Below are 20641 nucleotides of genomic sequence, written 5' to 3'. Positions count from 1 at the left end.
AAGTACGGATAAATTTCTCCGTATCATTATTGTTATATTTGTTAGGAAAATGATTTGTTATGTATGAAAGAAAAACACCTGTAACTGTAGAATGCGGGCTCCACTTATTTATGGAGGTTATGAACGGAAAGTGGAAAATTAGCTTGGTTTGGAGTATTTATAGTGGAATTTTTCGACCGAGCGAACTCCAAAGAAAAATACCAAATGCATCAAGAAGAGTATTAGAGACCCAGTTAAATCAACTCGTAAACCACGGAATTCTTACAAAGAAGGTTTATGACGTAAAACCTCCTAAAGTCGAATATGGTTTGACTAAATTAGGCGAGTCTTTAATTCCTATTATAAAATCCACGGCAAAATGGGGCGAAGAACATAGAGAAGAGTTAGAAAAAGCAATTTCCTAAAAAACAATTAATTTTTTAAAACCATCGGCATCGCTACCAAGCAATAAATAGCTTGAAAAACCAATATCCGCCGAGTCTTTACTGACTTTTTCATCACCAATTTCACTATGGGCAATCAGTTTTATCGTTGGATATTGTGTTGTTAATCCTTGAAATTGTGCCAGAATGTGTTACGAGGAATAAGATTTTGCCCATAAAATGAGAATAAACGAACATCGCCAATTTGGAATAGAGCGTATTTTGTCTGTATGCAAGATTCGAAGATTCTAGTTGGTTTATTTATAAATCGAGTTTGTGTTATGTTGTCAAGATTTTGTGCTATTGGCTCCCATGGGTATTGCCACTGTCATATTCGTGGCCGGTATCAATTTGATTAGAATTGGATTTGCTGAAGTATTATATGAAGAAATTAAATACCGATGCTCATGAAATTCATGTTATAGCAAAAGCCAGGTTTTCAACAAAAACCTGGCTTCATTATTTACAAAAAATGATGTTAATATCTAGATTTAGAATATTGCCTTTTTCCCGAAAAATCGCGGAAACCACCGGAATCTTTTCTGTCTCGAGATCCTGAGCCACTACGGCGTTCTCGTCTATCACCACCTCTGTTGTTTCTGTCGCCTCCACGGCTACGACCTCCACGCCCTTCTGAGCGGCCATCGCCTGAAACTTCAATCCGCACTTGACGGCCATTGAAGTCTACATCTTTGAAGTTGTTGAAGATGTTTTCTACTTCTGCATCTTCGACTTCGAAGAATGTGAAGACACCTTTCAAATCAATTTTACCAATGGATTTGCCTGAAATTTTAGCAGTATTACATATGAATCCGAGCATTTCACCTCTGGAGAACTCATCAACAGAACCTAAATTCATAAATAAACGAGTATATCCTTTTGAAGATGATCTATCTCTGCGTTCACCGCGCTCCTCATTTCTGCCTTCGCGCGCTTCCATATTTAAGTCAGGTGCGTTCCGATAGTATTCTAAGAAACGGTTGAATTCTAACGATGCAAAACGAGTAATGATTTCCTCTTTGGAAAGATGTTCCATATTTTCCATGATCGCTGGAAGAAATGGAGAAATCTGTTCTTGGTTAACCTCGACTTTGTTTACTTTATCGATCATGGCTAAAAGTTGTTTCTCACAAACTTCTGGACCTTGAGGGACTTGTTTTCGTTCGAATGATTTACCAATAATCTTTTCGATATGGCGAATCTTACTTTGTTCCTTTACGTTTACTAAGGATAAAGAAATACCTGTTTTGCCAGCACGTGCTGTACGTCCTGAACGGTGGGTGTAGTTCTCAACTTCATCGGGTAGCGAAAAGTTAATAACGTGTGTCACATCGTTCACGTCAATACCGCGTGCAGCAACATCTGTCGCGATTAACAGTTGTAAGTTGCGCTCTCGGTAACGTTTCATCACTTTATCACGTTGTTGTTGCGATAAATCTCCGTGGAGCGAGTCTGCGTTATAACCATCTTTAACTAATGCTTCCGCAATTTCTTGCGTTTCGATTTTTGTACGGCAGAAAACGATACCAAAAATTTCTGGATAGAAGTCTACAATTCGTTTGAACGCCGCGTATTTATCTTTAGCCCTAATTAAATAGTATTGGTGTTCAATGTTCGCATTACCTGCATTTTTTGTTCCTACGGTAAGTTCAACAGGGTTCGTCATGTATTTTTGTGCAATACGACGAACTTCTCTCGGCATTGTGGCGGAAAACAACCAGGTTTTCTTTGTGTCCGGTGTTTCGGAAAGAATATTATTGATATCCTCTTGGAAACCCATGTTCAACATTTCATCAGCTTCGTCCAATACAACGTATTGTACTTTTGTGAAATCGATAGCTTTTCTGTTAATAATGTCTAACATACGTCCTGGGGTAGCGACTACAATTTGTACTCCTCTACGGATTTGACGTAATTGATCGGAAATGTTTGCTCCCCCATACACTGCTACAACGTTAACGTTGTCGAGGTATTTAGTGAATTTTTCTACATCTTTTGAGATCTGTAGACATAATTCGCGAGTGGGGCATAAAATTAACGCTTGTGGGTGTTTTTGAGTAAAGTCAATTAACTCTAATAATGGAAGACCAAATGCCGCGGTCTTTCCTGTGCCGGTTTGGGCTAATCCGACAAAATCGTCGTTACCAGTCAATAAAACAGGAATGGCTTTTTCCTGAATAGGAGAAGGGGTTTCGAAACCCATCTCAGTGATGGCATTAACAACTTCATGACGGATTCCCAGTTCTAAAAATGGGTTCATGAAATAAATTATACAATAGGCATTATTACCTAAGGCGGTGCAAATATATGGATAATTTATTTCTTACGCAAATTATTATAGCTTTGTAATTCAGTGGATTAATCGAATTGTTTGTTTTGTGTAGCAGATATTTGACAGTTTTTCCGCGGAGAGCAGTATTAAATCATAAAAAAGCTGCCAGGACGACTGGCAGCTTTATACGCTTTTGTCTATAGCATTTTTAAAATAATGTAAACTCTACGCGGCGGTTTTGTTGACGTCCTGCGGCAGTTGTGTTAGGTGCGATCGGTTGTGTTGGCCCATATCCTGTCGCTTCGATACGCGATGCATTGGCGCCTTTAGATACGAGATAGGATTTGATAGCTTCTGCCCGCTCTTTGGATAATCGCATATTAGTCTGCATGGATCCGGTATTGTCGGTGTGTCCGGCCAATTTAAGACTGAAGTTTTTCTCAATTAGTAAAGTAGCTACCCGGTTTAACGATGGGAAAGAAGGTGTACGTATGGTCGATTTTCCTAAGTCGAATTCAAGATTGTTGATGGCCTCGGCAACCACTTTTTTATCATCCTCCGTAACGATAATTTTTTCAATTACTTTAGTTTCATTTTTCGCCTCTGGAAGCGGACAACCTGCGCCATCAACCTTAATTCCGGCCGGTGTGTTAGGGCATTTATCAAACTTATTAGCGACACCATCGTTATCATCGTCTTTCAGTTGGCCGTTCAACTCTTCCATCTGTGATACAAGCGCCTGGTTTGCTGCAACGAGCTTGTCACGTTCTGCTAAGAGGTGTTCGTACTTCCCAGTATAATCGTTCACGAGTGTCGCTACCGGGTTAGAGTTGCTTAACGCCGGTTTTGACCTGTTACCTAAGGAAAACTCGATTCCTGCATGTGCGTAGGAGAAAAGGTCGTTTCTGTAAGTCCCTGCTGGACGGCCGTCTAAATTTTGATTCGTCCAATTTAATTGATAGCCTAAATCAAGACTTATACCTTTGGCGACTGCAAATTTAAAACCGAAATCGACGGGAACATATAATTTTGTTTGACTCTCAGCGGTCGCTTTTGTGTCGCCAACCGTTGTCGTTGTTTCAAAATTCATCGCACCTAACCCGACCGCTGCATAGGGTTTGACAATGCTATTGAAGAATCTCCAGTTTATATTGGCCATCGTCCATTCGCCGGACAAAGCGGCGGACCAGGGAAGCTTCGATTCGAAGGTATTGATTTCTCCTGCTTCAGCATTCTCGTTAGTTCCTCCAACTTTACCACCTAAATATTGAACTTTTACCCCAAAGGAAGGTGATATTTGTCTTTTTACGTAGAGGCTATATCCTGCGTTGTGTTCTAATTTGGCAAAACCATCTTGATTGAACCCAAAGATGTTAGATTGATTTAGCACGCCAGCGTTAACGCCTACCGACCATGTTCGGTACTCTGTTACTAGCCCCAAAGGTGTTGTGTTCTCTACGGTCCCCGTGTTTTGCCCCAGGGCAGCCGTGCAAATCAAGGTTGAAAATCCAATAATGGATGTCTTTTTTAAGTTAGTTTTTCTCATAAAATGGAAATTGTTCTGATCGATTATTTATTGTTAAACGCTGTAAATGTATTGCCAGTCTTTTTTGGCAATACATTTACAGCGTTTAGGTTCGAATAGTTGTATCTCGGTGGCAGCAGGAATGAAGATGCGCTGCTGTTTGCCGGTACTATCTTGGGTTATTTCGCAGCGTGTACACGAGCGAAGAACGTCGGCACGGTGATGTTATACGCCATTTTTCGGACTATATTTTCGTCGATAAGTTTTCGGAAGATACTTTTTCTACTTTTTGTGACGAGGATGATGTCAATCTGTTCGTCGATAATGACCTGATTAATTGCATGAGAGACGTTTTCGACGGCCTTATTGTACAGTGCCTGTGATTTTACGTGGAAGGAAATATCAGTGATACCTGCTTGTTCAACAATGTAATCAATCCAGTGCTTAAACTTATCACCGATCACCTTAATATCCAGGTCCTCTGTGTTAACATGGACCAACATAAGTTCGAAATTCCCACCAATCAGCTCCTGAGCCTGCAGGAGTACTTCAATTTCGGACTCCTTAAAGTTTGTAAGCAACCCGACCCGTCTCTTTTTGAATTCAACAGCCTCCTTAGGGATTCCTAAAACGGGTGTTTTAGTGTTTAAAATGACATCATACGTATTACTACCGAGGAAAACGGCTTCTATACCAGAAGATCCTTTTGTCCCCATCACAACGGCGTCGTAAGCGAATGTTGCTGTTTCTTTACTTATCTCCTCAAAAAGATTACCGTTGCGATATAGTGTGTTTATCTTAACTGTAGGGTGTTTGTGTTGTATGAGATTGATCATTTTAGCCATCTCTCGTTCTGAGATTTCAATTTGTGGGTCAATGATGTCGTCGTCCAAATTTCGGTTTACGTATAGATTTGAGTGGTTCGTGTAAACATGAATCAAATCTAACTCTTGTCCAGAACTATTGCTCGTGATTATTTGACATGCATACTCTACTGCTCCGTAGGAGTATTCCGAAAAGTCAACCGGTAGTAATATTTTCTTCATATCGCTGTATTTTATATAGTTTTTCCAAAGAACGCTGGCTTTTGCAGATCGAGCGTCATTGCCTTCGATACTGATGTGGTGAAAAGCCTTTCAAAAAATGTTTTTCTACTTTTAGTTATTAAAATCAAATCGATCGCATTGTCCGCGATTATTTTACTAATGACCTCTGGGATATCGTCGAGATTTTTGTCTTCTCTAACAATCGGAGCGGTCAAGATATTTACATTGCGCACGGCATTAAAAGGTTCAATGTTTGTCAACCACAATGCTAATTTCTCTTCAAGCGAGTTTACGCTCTCCTGTTCTTTATGTGCGTGGATAAGCGTAAGATCGATGTCGCCTTTTATACAGTGTAGGAACTCTTGAAGGGTGATGAGTTCTTCTTGTTTCAAATTTGTAAGCAGTCCTACTCTATTAATAGCAGTATGCACGGGTTTGTTTGGAACAGCAATGACTGGTATTGGCGATTTTGCCGTAATAATCGCCGTATTGCTTCCCCAAAATATGTTTTTCGCTCCAGTTGCCCCCGTGGTTCCCATAACGATGGCGGCATAATTATCTTTTTTAGCTTCCTGTGCGAGCGCCTCCACAAGTAAGCCGCGTTCATTGTGGTAAGTAATATTAACAGTCGGGAATTCCGCTTGAAGTCGCTGCGTCCAGTCCTTGATTGTAATATCTGCTTTTAGCAGGTTGGAGTCTTCATTTAAAACCGCCATCTCTGATTCGTCAAATCCTGATGATGTCGCTGTGTAATAGTGGACCAGGTGTAGGCTATAACCCTGTGTTTTACAAATTGTCGCAGCATATTTAGCGGCTAAAAAGGCGTTTTCTGAAAAGTCAGTCGGTACCAAAAGTTTCTTCATACAAATTCGAGCAGGAATCGCACGATCAGACCAAATATATTTCGAGCGTGCGTGGAATGCGCCTGCGTATCGCAATTTCCTGTTTTATTTTTTTATTATTCGATCGCTATTGTTCGTTTGTTCGTTGTGGACTTGTAATTTTTAGAAACAATCCTCTTTTTTATAAGCGGGACATTTGTAAAATATTAATCGTCGTTTTCGCCCGCGTCGCCTCATAAAGATAGGCTTTTTTAATCCAATATTTAATATAAGTTAAATTTAATAATGCATTTTTGGGCGCGTTACCTATCCTATTTAAAACCTAAGAATAAAACTATTAATGGGTGCGCCATTAAGTATTTTACATGTGGAATCAGCGGATCTTGTTAATTGTCAGGGTGGTATCGAAATGTTGCTTTGTCACCGCGTGCGCCTGCCGGTGCTCACATTTACTAAATGCGTCCTTCTGCCGCGCTGATCGCCACTCGCGATCAGCGCACTAATGCGGCAAAGGAATTAAAATACTTACTTTCGATTTGCGATGGTGTGCGCGTTTTGACGCAGCAATAAAGTTGTGTAGCTTATCCTGCTAGGTCTTTGTAAGACAACGCAATTTTGAGTAAGTTTGCAATCTAAAATACAGCATAGAATTCAATGACTAGTAAAGAAATACGCCAAGCTTTTTTAAGTTTTTTTGAGAGTAAATCTCATCAGATAGTTCCTTCGGCACCGGTGGTCGTAAAAAATGACCCTACGCTCATGTTTACCAATGCCGGAATGAATCAGTTTAAAGAATTGTTTCTAGGGGAAGTACAGGCTCAATATTCACGGGTAACCGATACTCAGCGCTGTCTCCGTGTTTCGGGAAAGCACAATGATCTGGAAGAAGTGGGGATTGATACGTATCACCACACTTTGTTCGAAATGCTTGGTAACTGGTCGTTTGGTGACTATTTCAAGAAAGAGGCTATTAGCTGGGCTTGGGAATTGTTTACCCAAGTATACAAACTCGATACGGATCGTTTGTACGTTACAATTTTCGAAGGCGATCAGAGCGAAGAGCTTACAAAAGACGTCGAAGCGTATGACTTGTGGAAATCACTCATCGCCGAAGAGCGGATTTTACTGGGAAATAAGAAAGATAATTTCTGGGAAATGGGAGAGACGGGCCCCTGCGGCCCGTGCACGGAGATACACTACGATATGCGTCCTGATCAAGAGCGGCAGGCCATTCCTGGACAAGAATTGGTGAATGGGGATCATCCGCAAGTGATCGAAGTGTGGAACCTGGTTTTCATGCAGTATAATAGGTTGAAAAACGGAACCCTTGAATCCTTGCCTGCTAAGCACGTGGATACGGGGTTGGGATTTGAGCGATTGGTACGTGCCATTCAAGGTAAAACCTCCAATTACGATACCGATGTGTTTCAACCAATCATTCAATTTATAGCTTCCAAGTCACAAATTGAATATGGAGCGGATGAAAAAACCGATATCGCCATGCGCGTTTTATCTGATCATATTCGTGCGGTCAGTTTTGCTATAGCGGATGGGCAGCTACCTTCTAATAATAAAGCTGGCTATGTGATACGTCGAATTTTGCGACGTGCAGTGCGTTACGGATATACATTTTTAGGTTTTAAAACGCCATTTATAAATGAATTAGTGCCTTTACTCGCCGAACAGTTTACTGGCGTGTTTGATGAACTGCATCAACAGCAAAGTTTTGTCCAAAAGGTGGTGCTCGAGGAAGAGGTTTCTTTTCTTCGTACCCTAACGATCGGGATTCAACGGTTTGAAACTTTTGCGGCAAGCCACGACAAGGTGGACGGTGATTTTGCTTTTGAATTGTTCGACACGTATGGCTTTCCAATTGATTTAACCGAGCTGCTGTCGCGTGAAAAGGGACTGCAGGTCGATATGGATGGTTTCCGACGTGCCTTACAACAACAAAAGGAACGTTCACGGGCCGCGACGGCAATTGATACGAGTGACTGGGTGATTGTTTCCCAAGGGGACCAAACGGATTTTGTTGGCTACGATAAACTGGAAGCAATGACGCAGATCTTGCGGTATCGTAAGATTTCTAGTAAGGGAAACGATCAGTATCAGCTTGTGCTCGCGGTCACGCCATTTTATGCAGAAGGAGGTGGACAGATCGGTGATTCGGGTAGCTTAGTTTCATTCACCGGAGAGGAAATTTATGTTACCGACACAAAGAAAGAAAATGGCCTTATTGTCCATTTCGTAAACGAGCTTCCAGCCGTTTTGCAAGGTGATTTTAAGGCCGTTGTAGATAAGGCGAAACGAATCGATATCGAGAGCAACCACTCGGCGACACATTTACTTCACGCGGCTCTAAAAGAGGTTTTAGGCGAACACGTCAATCAAAAGGGATCGCTGGTTAACGCCTCGGTTTTACGCTTTGACGTGTCACATTTTGCAAAAATAACAGCCGATGAAATTGCTAGAATCGAGGATATTGTAAATCACAAAATTCGTGAAAATATCGTGCTGAACGAGCAGCGCAGCATTCCTTACCGCCAGGCAATAGATTCTGGTGTTACCGCGCTATTCGGTGAAAAATATGGTGAGTTTGTGCGTATTATTACCCTTGGTGAGACATTCTCGAAGGAACTATGCGGCGGTACACATGTTTCATCCACGGGGCAAATTGGGTATTTTAAAATCATATCTGAGTCAGCCGTTGCGGCAGGTGTTCGCCGCATTGAAGCAATTACAGGCACCCACGCGTTTGCGGTGATAAAAGAACAATTTGATTTGGTTGCATCGATGCGCGAGTTGCTGAATAACCCGAAAGATTTTATAGCGGCAATTTCGAAATTTATCAGCGAAAATGCGGAGCTTAAGAAGGAAGTTGAAAATAATATTAAAGAGCGTACATTATCCATGCGCGCGGATTTAGAAGCAAAAATAGAGATTGTTAACGGTGTGAATTTCTTGGCAGCAACAGTAGACCTACCGAACGCAGATTCGGTGAAAATGCTGGCCTATGCGATAAAAGGGGAGATTGATAACTTATTTTTGGTCCTGGGGGCCGATTTTGATGGTAAGCCTAGTCTTATCGTTGCAATTACCGATAGTCTCGCTAAAGAGCGTGGATGGAATGCCGGAGCGATCGTTAAAAATCTAGCTAAAGATATCCAGGGCGGGGGCGGAGGACAACCATTTTTCGCGACTGCTGGTGGAAAAAACAGCAAAGGCCTTCCGCAAGCAATAGCACGTGCGAAAGAATTTTTGACATAAAGAGAAAAAGGAATGTTTAAAAACATTGGTTTATTTGTATTGGCAGGCGTGTTATTTTTTAGCGCGTGTAGTAATAAGGACGTTATCGAAGTTTCCGGACACATCGATAACCCCGGGAACATAAAAGTGTTATCTTTTTATGAAGGAGACCGAAAATTGGATTCCGTATATTTAGCGGACGCAAACAAATTCATGTTTGAACGTGAGGCTACCCAGCCCAGACTTCTATCCATCGTTATCGGTAATAACAAGTACCCCGTTATTTTGACTCCTGGAGAACCACTGCGGTTCGTCGCTGATCTGCAGCAACCTGAGGACTACAGCGTCGAAGGTTCTCCGCTAACCCTCGCACTGAAAGAGTTCGCGCCCTACAAGAGGCGCAAAGATTTTGTTCAAGATTCGCTGCAAGGGGCATTTGCAAAGGCTACGGTAGACAAAACCGCGGAAGAAATTGAATCATTACGCTTTGATTATCTATCCGAGTTTAAAGAAAAGCTTTCTATGTACACGCAACAGGTAGTCGAATTCGCCGGCAAGCAAGATAATCTAGCTGGATTTTATGCGATCAGCACGCTGGATCCGGAAATTGCAGAACAGGAGATTATCACCTATGCGCACCAAATTGACGATAAATTCTTAGATAACCGGTATGTTACACAATTTAAACAAGAGGCACAGAAATTAGAACGTCTCGCGGTGGGGCAGCCTGCCCCGCAAATCACTTCTTTTACCCCCGATAATAAACAGGTGAAGCTATCTGATTTCCATGGAAAATACACCTTGGTGGATTTCTGGGCTTCCTGGTGCGTTCCCTGCCGGCAGGAGAATCCCAACATTGTAAAGCAATATCATGCTTTTAAAGACCAAGGTTTTACTGTGCTCGGCGTCTCCCTTGATAATAATCCAGGAAGTTGGATGCGGGCAATTACCGACGACAAGCTCGAGTGGACTCAGGTATCCGATCTACAGGCATGGAGCTCTGAGCTGATCATTGATTATAAGATTAAAGCAATTCCGACCTCTTACTTGCTAGATCCTGACGGAAAAATCCTCGCTAAAAATCTTCGTGGAAAGGAGCTTGAAGCATTTCTTGCAAAAACTTTTAATTAAAATATTGTTAAGGTGTTAACAATATGATAACATTGTTTTAACTTTATCTTACCATTTAGTACATAATTTAGCAAAAAAACGACAATGAGCTTAAATCAGAAAATACTAGTGGTAGACGACGAACACGATATAGTTGAATTGATTTCCTACAATTTGACGAAAGAAGGTTATCAAGTTTATCAAGCACATAATGGCAGAGAAGGTATAGAAATTGCCAAACAAGTTAATCCCGATCTAATTATTTTGGATGTTATGATGCCTGAAATGGATGGTATAGAAGCCTGTCGGTTGATGCGGTCGATGCCGGAGTTTAAACAAACTTTCATGGTGTTTTTAACTGCACGGAGTGAAGAGTATTCCGAAATTGCAGGGTTTAATGTCGGAGCGGACGATTACATCGCTAAACCTATTAAACCGCGCGCGTTGATGAGCCGGATTAACGCTATTTTGCGTCGTAATAGTGCGGAATCTGAGGTACCTACGGGAGATAAGCTTGAGGTCCTAGATCTTGTAATCGACCGTGATTCTTTCTTGGTCTATCGTGATCAATCACGGATAACACTCGCTAAGAAGGAGTTTGAGTTGTTATATTTGCTAGCATCAAAACCCAATAAGGTATTTACAAGGGAACAGATATTGAAAGCGATTTGGGAAGACTCAGTCGTGGTAACTAACCGAACTATTGACGTGCACATTCGTAAACTCCGTGAAAAGATCGGTGACAATTACGTGGCAACCGTAAAAGGCGTAGGTTATAAATTTGAAATAAACTAGCGCGAGCTTAAACTAGATTCAGAGCGAGCTCAATGAGCTTGCTTTTTTGTTTTTGTGCCAAGTGGTGGGGTTTTCGAGTTGAGTACGAGCGTGTTTGTCGCGTACGCGATAGATGAAAATTTCGTCATTATTACCGGCAAGTTTATCTTGTTGCACTGATGCAATGTTTTTGTATTGTGTTTTTTTGCTAACTTTACCGATGATGGTGAGAGTTTTATGTTCCATATTGGCAATTTATCTGCAAGCGGTGTTTCTCGTGCCCTGCGCGGATAGCTATGGGACCGAAACTTCTTCGCTAGCTGATCATGCAAATGAATCAACACATGCAGGTGAACATGATCACTCCCAAACAGCCGATATGTGCAGTCCCTTTTGCCAGTGTAATTGCTGCGGGACGGTATTAGGGGGGGGGGTTCATTGGGAAGGGATTAGCTTTTCAGAACTCCAAACAATAGAACTAACCAGCCGCGTACCACATTACGTATCTCCATTCGTTCCTCGCTACGTGGGGGAAATTTGGCAACCGCCTAAGATTAATGTTTAATTTTTAATGTATAGGGGACGTGTTTTCGACATTGTCCCGAAGTTAAGGGACAATATGTTCTTTTTGACTTTAAAATCATGGTGATTTATCATTATTAATATTCATTAATTCTATTTAAGGTGTTAAATAATATTATAAAATTCTCTATAAAGAATAAATTCGTAGTAGGGCTAATGACGCTCTTACTGGTTGTCTGGGGGGTATGGAGTGGTACGAAAATACCAATAGATGCCCAGCCTGATATAACAAATAATCAAGTACAAATTATTACACTCACTCCTACACTCGCTGGGCAAGAAGTCGAGCAATTGGTCACTTTTCCTGTCGAACAATGTCTGGTAAACTTACCAAATGTCGAGGAAATAAGAAGTATTTCTCGGTTTGGTCTCTCTGTTGTCACCATTGTATTTGATGATGATGTGGATATCTATTTCGCGCGTCAATTAGTGAACGAAAAACTAAAAGAGGCTCAAGATGAAATTCCCGAAGGAATCGGAACACCAGAATTAGCGCCTGTCAGTACCGGGCTGGGGGAAGTGTATCAATATATTCTCCATCCAAAAAAGGGAAGCGAAAACAAGTATTCGGCCATGGATCTGCGGACCATGCAGGACTGGATAGTCGCACGTCAATTATACGGCACTCCGGGTATTGCGGAAGTTAATAGTTTTGGCGGACTGCTCAAACAGTACGAGGTATCGGTCGATCCAAATAAGTTAAAGGCGCTGAGCGTGACTATTACAGATATTTTTACCGCGCTCGAATCTAATAATCAAAATACTGGTGGAGCTTATATCGATAAAAAACCTAACGCCTATTTTATTCGTGGTGTAGGATTGGTTACCTCACTAGAAGATGTCGCGAATATTGTCGTGAGAAATACCGGCGGTATACCCATTTTAGTTAAGGATGTCGCGCGCGTTCAGTTTGGCCATGCTACACGGTATGGAGCGATGACATATAACGGTAAGGTTGATGCTGTTGGCGGGATTGTGATGATGCTTAAAGGCGAAAATAGTGCAGCCGTTGTTGGGAATATTAAAGAGAAAATTCCGATTATCCAACAGTCCCTGCCACGTGACATCGTAATAGAACCATTTTTGGACCGGACCGATTTAGTAGAGCGGGCGATCAGTACGGTTGAGAAAAATCTTATCGAAGGTGCATTAATCGTGATTTTTGTGCTCATCCTGTTTCTGGGAAATATTAGAGCCGGATTGATTGTAGCTTCGGCAATTCCGTTAGCTATGCTTTTTGCACTCGGAATGATGAAGTTTTTTGGTGTGAGTGCCAATTTAATGAGCTTAGGCGCTATAGATTTTGGACTGATCGTTGACGGATCACTGATCGTCGTGGAGGCGACCTTACATCACCTGGGCCTACGACAGTCGACATTAAAGCTCACGCAAAAGGAAATGGACCAAGAAGTTTATCTGTCCGCTAGTGCGATTCGTACAAGCGCTGCTTTTGGCGAAATTATTATTCTTATCGTTTACATTCCAATATTAACCTTAGTGGGTATTGAGGGGAAAATGTTTACGCCGATGGCACAGACAGTTAGTTTTGCCATCTTGGGCGCATTAATTCTTTCTTTTACCTATATCCCGATGATGAGCGCCCTATGTTTATCAAAACGACCGATCACCAAGAAGAATTTCTCCGATAAAATAATGGGACGTCTGCAAGGGGGCTATCAGAATTTGCTGCAGACGGCTATGCGCTTTAAATTTGTCATATTAGCTTTTTCACTTGGGATTTTTGGGCTAACTATTTTCCTTTTTTCAAGGATGGGGGGTGAATTTCTACCGCGATTAGGAGAAGGTGATTTCGCATTCCATTGTATCCTTCCCCAAGGGACCTCGTTGAGTCAAAGTCTGGAGACTTCGATGCAGGCATCACGTATTGTTAAAGAATTTGAAGAAGTTAAAATGGTAGTTGGTAAAACTGGAGCAGCTGAAGTGCCAACAGACCCGATGCCTCCCGAAGCGACAGACATGATGATCATTCTTAAGCCGCAAGAGGAGTGGAATACGCATAAAAGCTATGATGAATTATCGCAAGAAATGATGGATAGCTTAGAAAGTATCCCCGGGGTTTTCTTCGAAGCCAATCAGCCGATACAAATGCGCTTTAATGAACTTATGACTGGAGTCAGGCAAGATGTTGCAGTGAAAATATTTGGCGAAGACATGGACTCTTTATTGGTGTATGCGAACAAGGTCAGTGATGTCTTGCAATCGGTGGATGGTATATCCGAACCACAAGTCGAACGGGTTGCCGGTTTGCCACAAATAAATATTGAATACGACCGTACTAGAATTGCTAACTACGGATTAAGCATAAAGATGGTCAACGATATTGTAAGTACGGCATTTGCTGGAAAAGTCGCGGGTGTCGTGTATGAAAATGAACGGAAATTTGATTTGGTCGTTCGGCTTGACCAAATGCACCGAACCTCAATTGAGGATGTGGCTAATCTATTTATCCCTATTTCGAACGGCGATCAGATTCCTCTCGAACAGATAGCTAATGTGGATTACAAGCTGGGACCTGCGCAGATTAGTAGGGAAGGGGGTAGGCGTAGAATATATATTGGCTTTAACGTTTTGGGCAGGGATGTGGCGAGTGTGGTAAGTGAAATCCAGGTAAAGATGGATGAACAAGTTCGTCTGCCCACAGGTTACTATCTTACCTACGGAGGACAATTTGAAAATCTCCAAAAGGCAACGGATCGACTGTTGATTGCCGTACCAATCGCTTTGCTCTTGATCTTCACCCTACTTTATTTTACATTTCATTCGATGAAAGAGGCAGTTTTAGTGTTTACTGCTATACCCATGAGTGCTATAGGGGGCGTATTTGCACTCCTAATCCGTGATATGCCGTTTAGTATTTCTGCGGGAGTTGGGTTTATTGCGTTATTTGGTGTTGCGGTATTAAATGGGATTGTTCTAATTGGGACCTTTAATCGATTGGAGAAAGAAGGATGGACTGAACTCTTACCGCGAATTATTGAAGGTACGAAAGTGAGGCTACGACCTGTCCTGATGACCGCGTCGGTGGCAAGTTTGGGTTTCCTACCAATGGCTTTGAGTACGAGTGCTGGTGCAGAAGTACAAAAGCCGTTAGCAACCGTTGTTATTGGCGGGCTACTTTCGGCAACCGCATTAACCTTGTTTGTCCTTCCACTTCTGTATTTTGTAGTTTTCAGAAGCAATAAGCAATCTGGTCATAAATTTAGGTCCGTCGTTTCGATTGCATTATTTCTTACTTGTTTTGGTGCTACTCAAACAGCGCGCGCGCAAACGATTAACGTGGATCAGGCTGTTGAGATCGCTTTGCGCAATAATATTGATATCCGGTCACAAAACTTAGATATAATAGCACTTGAAAGCCAACGTAATACGGCTTATGAACTACCGAAAACGGAAGTGAACTTTCAATACGGTAATAGCGATGGGTTCGAATTTAATGACGGTATTCAAATTTCTCAGAACATCCCATTCCCCAGGATTTTTGGCGCGCGAAAGTCATTCGTCGCTGAAAAGGTCAAAGGGCAGCGATGGCAAAAAAGATTTACGGAAAACGAGCTAAAGATGCAAGTCAGAAATTATTTTCATCAGCTCGAATATTTGCAAAACAATGCATTGGTACTTCGTGATTTATCGGGTATTTATGCGGACTTTATTCGCGTTGCTGAGCTGCGCTATCAGACAGGGGATATCGGTAAATTGGATGTCACCACGGCCACTACGAAAAAAGGAGAAATAGACCTGCTTTTACAAACGAATGAAACATTGAAACGAAACACCTACCAAAGTCTGAAAATGATAATGCAGGCGCCTGAGAACTTTGATATTCAGTTTCAGCCAGAATATCATCCCCTCCTTTTGAGTTCATTTGTTGATAGCGCGGCTGTGGAAAAGCATCCACGTATTCAAATGTTGTATCAAGAGGCGAAAATAGCTGAACAAGTTAAAAAAGTTGAACGCGCCAAAGCATTACCGGATTTTTCATTAGGATACAACAATGTTTCCTTAATAGGAATGCATAGAAAAAACGGAGTCGAGAAATTTTATGGACGAGGTCAGCGATTTAGTTATTTTGATGTTGGCATTTCCATACCCTTAATATTTGGAGCCACTAATGCAAAATTACATTCGCTCGATTATCAGAAGAAATCACTCGAGTTGCAGGCCGAATCGCAGGCAGCGCAGCTAAAATCTCAGCTAGTCAATGCGATGAACTTATATGCGCAGTATATAGCCGAGTATAATTATTATAAAAAGGAGGCACTTCCGAATGCTACTGAAATAATTGAAGCAGCCAAATTAGGCTATAAGACTGGCGAAATTTCATATGTAGACTACCTATACGCATTGCAAACAACGACCGATATCAAGCTTAATTATTTAAAGAGCATTCAGCAAATAAATGAAACAGTCACGCTAATTAACTCGCTCATTAGTAAATAGAAAATCCATGAAACATCATAAATATATAGTGTTATTTTACAGTTTAGTATTATCCATCGCGATTTCGTTATGGGCTTGTACAAGTAACCAAAAGGAAGAACAGGCGCATAGTCACGACACACATGCCGGACATTCGAGCGGCGAGAAAGGAGCAGCGAATACCGTTTTACTTACCGCTGCCCAGGTTAAAAATGTTGGCATCGAGCTCGGGACTATTGAACAAAAGGAGCTTTCTACGCCTTTGAAAGCGAATGGATTTTTGATTGTTCCAAATAATAATAAAGCGACTGCGACAACGCTCTTTGGAGGGACGATTAAAACGCTTAATGCGCAGATCGGAGATTATGTGAAAAAAGGGCAAATCATTGCCAAAATATCAAACCCACAGTTTCTCGTGCTTCAGGAGGAATACATCAGTGTCAATAGCCGAATAGAATTTGCGGAATTGGAACTAAAAAGGCAAACAGAACTCTACGAGGGAAATGTGGGTGCCAAGAAAAATTTGCAAAGTGCACAAACAGATTGGAGTACATTAAGCACACGCAAAGCTTCCTTAGCTCAACAAATTCAAATGATGGGAATCCAGCCATCCACACTCTCGAATACGAACCTACAGACTTCCATATCCATTAAAAGTCCCATTAACGGGACGGTGAGCAATGTTTTTGCCAAGATTGGAAGCTACGTTGGTGTATCTTCACCAATCATTGAGCTGGTCGAAAACAGTGCGCTGCATTTAGATTTACATGTTTTTGAGAAAGACCTCCAGCTAATTAAAGTAGGACAGAAAATTGATTTTATTGTAACCAATAGCCCGAACAAAAGTTACACTGCGGAAGTTTATAAGATAGGTTCTTCTTTTGATAGCGATAGTAAGACCATCGCGGTACATAGCAACGTGATAGGAGATAAGACAGGGCTGATCGATGGGATGAATATAACCGGAACAGTAAATATTAGCGGCGAATTAAGCCCGGCGGTTCCATCTGATGCTATCGTGCACGCGGATGGAAAATATTACATCTTTTTGTTAAAAGAGGAGTCCGCTGCGGCGCAAAACCACCAAGGCGGCGCGAACGAACATAAACATCAGGATGGTGTGCCGTTTGAAAGAGTCGAAGTTGCTATTGGAACGACTTTATTAGGTTACACGGCTATCGCGCCCGTTGAAGGAATTAAAGAAGGTTCTCAAATTGTCGTATCCGGTGCATTTTTTGTGAACGCTAAATTGAGTAACACCGGTCAAGGGCATTCACATTGATGCGTTGTATGTTTCTTGGAAAGGATTCAAATAGATCTTATATTCAACATTCGTAGAAGGAAATAGTTAATGGAAACTATAATCAACCTGGTTCGGTTGTTGGCTATTTACAGTATCAGGCATTGTTGCGTTTCTTGCATATAGTACTTAAATTAGGGGAGAAAGTAGAGAACGGGAAAGGGTGCTAGAATTTCTATTAACAGGACGCTGCGGGGAGTAAATACTGGTTGGTTTGGCCATCACAATAGTATAATAATGTTGGCTTGACTATATTTGTTGTTGTAATGAAGGAGTAAACAGTACAATAAGACGCGAGAATATAAATGCAACTTATGCGTCATTGGAACGGACGCGCGTGGAATGGCGGTATCCCATCACGGCCGGATAAAAAATGATTCGCCGACTAAAAAAGAAACAATGATCCACACAGATAAAAATCAGCAGCATTCCGTCACCTACGGACAGACGACGACATGTTGCGCGAGTGACGACAAGAATAATGCCCAGGGTGACCGGAATAATGTGGGGCCGGCGGAGCATGAGCGCGGCGCAGATGCAATTAATATGTTGCAATTGTTTGGTCCGAGTATTATTTCATTCTTATTCTTGTTCGTTGGGATCAGTTTCGACCATTTTTTTAACGTAGTATTTTTTACGGGATGGGTACGGATTTGTTGGTATTTGCTAGCCTATGCTATTGTTGGTTTCCCTGTTTTGAGAGAAGCGTTTGAAAGTATACGTAAAGGAGACGTATTTTCTGAATTCTTATTAATGGGGATTGCCACGGCTGGTGCGTTCGCTATTGGTGAGTATCCTGAAGGTGTGGCCGTTATGTTATTTTATTCTGTAGGGGAGGTTTTTCAACAGCTAGCCGTCAGTAGAGCAAAGAAGAATATCAAGTCTTTGCTTGATCAAAGGCCCGAAGAAGTGACGGTAATACGCGACCGCAGCGCCGAAATAGTAAAAGCGGAAAGGGTGGTTATTAACGAAGTCGTAGAATTGAAGCCAGGAGAAAAGCTTGCCCTGGATGGCGAACTTTTGTCCGACAGGGCTTCGTTTAACACTTCTGCACTTACCGGGGAGAGTAAACCGGATACGAAGATCAAAGGAGAACCAGTGTTGGCGGGAATGATAAATTTAAATACCGTGGCGCAGGTGAAAGTTACAACGGTGTTTAAGGATAGCAAGTTGAGTAAAATATTAGAACTGGTGCAAAATGCTACATCACAAAAAGCGCCAACGGAGCTTTTTATCCGCAAATTTGCAAAGATTTATACACCTATCGTTGTCTTTTTAGCCATTGCGATATGTTTGTTACCCATTTTTTTTGTTTCTGATTATGTGTTTCAAGAATGGTTATATCGTGCATTGGTATTTTTAGTTATCTCCTGTCCTTGTGCGCTCGTGATTAGCATTCCTTTGGGTTATTTTGGCGGTGTGGGTGCAGCTAGTAGACACGGGATACTGGTTAAGGGAAGTAATTTTTTAGATGCCTTGGCGAAAGTGCAGCATATTGTAATGGACAAGACTGGGACGATGACCGAGGGTGTCTTTAAGGTCAAGGAGAATGTTTTTCGCGAGGAATCGAACCGAGATGAGCTGTTGCAACTTGTTAATCGTTTAGAAAGTTATAGTAGTCATCCGATAGCCACGGCGATACACGAGTTTGTGGGCGTGGTAAATCAGGAGATACTTTTGCAAAACGTCGAAGAGATCCCTGGTCAAGGGTTACGCGCTGAAGCCGAAGGCAAGTTGCTGTTAGTAGGGAATTTCAAATTAATGGATGCCTACTCGATATCGTACGATACTAATCCCGAAAATATCGTCGACACGGTTATCGCAATCGCTTATGATAATATTTATCATGGATACCTTACGATTTCAGATCGCATAAAAGATGATGCTCAAATTACGATCGAGAAGTTGAACGCACTGAATATAAAAGTTACCATGCTGAGTGGAGACAAAAGTGCAGTGGTTAAATTTGTCGCCGATAAGTTGGGAATTAAGAATGCCTTTGGTGACTTGTTGCCTGAAGGAAAAGTAGACAAGATTAAGGAAATAAAACACAATAAGGGATTGGTTGCTTTCGTCGGAGACGGAGTAAATGATGCTCCTGTAGTAGCCCTCAGTGATATCGGTATTGCAATGGGTGGTTTAGGTAGTGATGCGACCATTGAAACGGCAGATGTCGTTATCCAGGACGACAAACCCAGTAAAATCCCTATGGCTATCAAAATTGGGAAACAAACCAAAAGGATTGTTTTGCAAAACATTACCCTTGCATTTGTGGTAAAAGGTGTCGTGTTAATTTTAGGAGCAGGCGGTCTAGCGACAATGTGGGAAGCCGTGTTTGCCGATGTAGGTGTTGCCTTGTTAGCGATCCTTAACGCGATCCGCATCCAGCGCATGAATTTTTAAACCCTATTCTTCGTATTTGATCGCCATAAATTGATCTCATTTCTTTCAGTCCGTTGATTAATCCGATGCTTAAGAATGGCAATAGCTCCTGAACAGTGGATTTCGAAAATCTAACACGAGACTTATTGAACAAATTAACGATCAGTATTAAACACTTCGACGGAAAAAATGTTCCCCCTTATTGTCCCAATAAAGGGGAACTACATTACTAAACAAAAAAAACAAATATCCTATTCGGCGTATTGAAGGTTTTTCAACGATGCCCCAATTCTAATATAATATTCTCGAGTATACTTGTACCAATTGTAGCTGATATCATGTTGATAATGTGGTTTATTGGGTATTCTAAGGTAGTGAAATAATTCTTAAAATCAGTAGCTTCCATTTAAAAAAGCACATTTATCACCATAGTGATTTCTTCGTACGGAACGTCCATAGTAAGCTATTATCGTGGTATCGATATGCGAAATGGTTTTGCGGATTCAAATGAATCGATCGAATGGCACTTTGAATTCCTTCGCAATTAACTATATAAAAGTCATTTTTGCCACGACAAACCAAACCACTGAACTTGATCAATCAGGATTGCAACAACATAATTGGGTGTTTAAGATCTTCGTTTTCAAAAGCTCCACGCTCCATTCCTGATCTGTGTTTGTAATTCCAATTTTGTATGAAATAC

At 41.5% G+C, this 20641-nt stretch carries 13 protein-coding genes; 8 read left to right on the top strand and 5 right to left on the bottom strand.

The window, feature by feature from the left end; genetic code table 11:
• The first annotated feature begins 59 nt into the window (after positions 1-59).
• Complete coding sequence (locus FM107_RS05845) at positions 60-404, top strand: helix-turn-helix domain-containing protein (RefSeq protein ID WP_086947582.1); 345 nt, start codon at positions 60-62, stop codon at positions 402-404.
• Positions 405-900: 496 nt separating this feature from the next.
• On the opposite strand, the gene FM107_RS05840 is transcribed toward FM107_RS05845, so the two are convergent.
• The 4 genes from FM107_RS05840 to FM107_RS05825 all read right to left on the bottom strand — a co-directional run bounded on the left by FM107_RS05840 (position 901) and on the right by FM107_RS05825 (position 6128).
• Entirely contained in the window at positions 901-2682 is a 1782-nt protein-coding gene (locus FM107_RS05840; RefSeq protein ID WP_086947581.1) for a DEAD/DEAH box helicase, read from the bottom strand.
• 220 nt (positions 2683-2902) lie between these two features.
• Positions 2903-4240, bottom strand: a complete 1338-nt coding sequence (locus tag FM107_RS05835) for an OmpA family protein (RefSeq protein WP_086947580.1) — start codon at positions 4238-4240, stop codon at positions 2903-2905.
• Between the two features lie 158 nt (positions 4241-4398).
• Complete coding sequence (locus FM107_RS05830; RefSeq protein WP_086947579.1) at positions 4399-5265, bottom strand: universal stress protein; 867 nt, start codon at positions 5263-5265, stop codon at positions 4399-4401.
• Positions 5266-5276: 11 nt separating this feature from the next.
• On the bottom strand, positions 5277-6128 hold the full coding sequence (locus FM107_RS05825; RefSeq protein WP_086947578.1) for a universal stress protein: 852 nt from the start codon (positions 6126-6128) through the stop codon (positions 5277-5279).
• Positions 6129-6761: 633 nt separating this feature from the next.
• On the opposite strand from FM107_RS05825, the gene alaS reads away from it, so the two are divergent.
• The 3 genes from alaS to FM107_RS05810 all read left to right on the top strand — a co-directional run bounded on the left by alaS (position 6762) and on the right by FM107_RS05810 (position 11258).
• Positions 6762-9374 (top strand): alanine--tRNA ligase, encoded by a 2613-nt coding sequence (gene alaS, locus FM107_RS05820; RefSeq protein WP_086947577.1) that lies wholly within the window; start codon positions 6762-6764, stop codon positions 9372-9374.
• Between the two features lie 12 nt (positions 9375-9386).
• A complete protein-coding gene (locus FM107_RS05815; RefSeq protein ID WP_086947576.1) occupies positions 9387-10484 on the top strand; it encodes a TlpA disulfide reductase family protein in 1098 nt (365 codons plus the stop codon).
• Positions 10485-10568: 84 nt separating this feature from the next.
• Positions 10569-11258: a response regulator transcription factor gene (locus tag FM107_RS05810; protein ID WP_086947575.1), complete on the top strand. Its 690-nt coding sequence runs from the start codon at positions 10569-10571 to the stop codon at positions 11256-11258.
• Between the two features lie 18 nt (positions 11259-11276).
• Here FM107_RS05810 and FM107_RS05805 read toward each other — a convergent pair whose 3' ends face one another.
• Positions 11277-11483 carry a hypothetical protein gene (locus tag FM107_RS05805; RefSeq protein ID WP_086947574.1) on the bottom strand — a complete coding sequence of 69 codons (207 nt, stop codon included), beginning with the start codon at positions 11481-11483 and terminating at the stop codon, positions 11277-11279.
• On the opposite strand from FM107_RS05805, the gene FM107_RS20190 reads away from it, so the two are divergent.
• The 4 genes from FM107_RS20190 to FM107_RS05790 all read left to right on the top strand — a co-directional run bounded on the left by FM107_RS20190 (position 11422) and on the right by FM107_RS05790 (position 19959).
• On the top strand, positions 11422-11802 hold the full coding sequence (locus FM107_RS20190) for a DUF6660 family protein (protein ID WP_373407991.1): 381 nt from the start codon (positions 11422-11424) through the stop codon (positions 11800-11802). The genes FM107_RS05805 and FM107_RS20190 overlap by 62 nt on opposite strands.
• 119 nt (positions 11803-11921) lie before the next feature.
• Positions 11922-16277 (top strand): CusA/CzcA family heavy metal efflux RND transporter, encoded by a 4356-nt coding sequence (locus FM107_RS05800; protein ID WP_086947573.1) that lies wholly within the window; start codon positions 11922-11924, stop codon positions 16275-16277.
• Between the two features lie 7 nt (positions 16278-16284).
• Complete coding sequence (locus tag FM107_RS05795) at positions 16285-17538, top strand: efflux RND transporter periplasmic adaptor subunit (protein WP_086947572.1); 1254 nt, start codon at positions 16285-16287, stop codon at positions 17536-17538.
• A gap of 417 nt (positions 17539-17955) precedes the next feature.
• Complete coding sequence (locus tag FM107_RS05790; RefSeq protein ID WP_086947953.1) at positions 17956-19959, top strand: heavy metal translocating P-type ATPase; 2004 nt, start codon at positions 17956-17958, stop codon at positions 19957-19959.
• Positions 19960-20641 lie beyond the last annotated feature (682 nt).

The sequence above is a fragment of the Sphingobacterium sp. JB170 genome, from assembly GCF_900163865.1.
Classification (GTDB): domain Bacteria; phylum Bacteroidota; class Bacteroidia; order Sphingobacteriales; family Sphingobacteriaceae; genus Sphingobacterium.
Note: the sequence above shows the minus strand (reverse complement) of the source record. Positions and strands in the feature narration are given on the sequence as shown.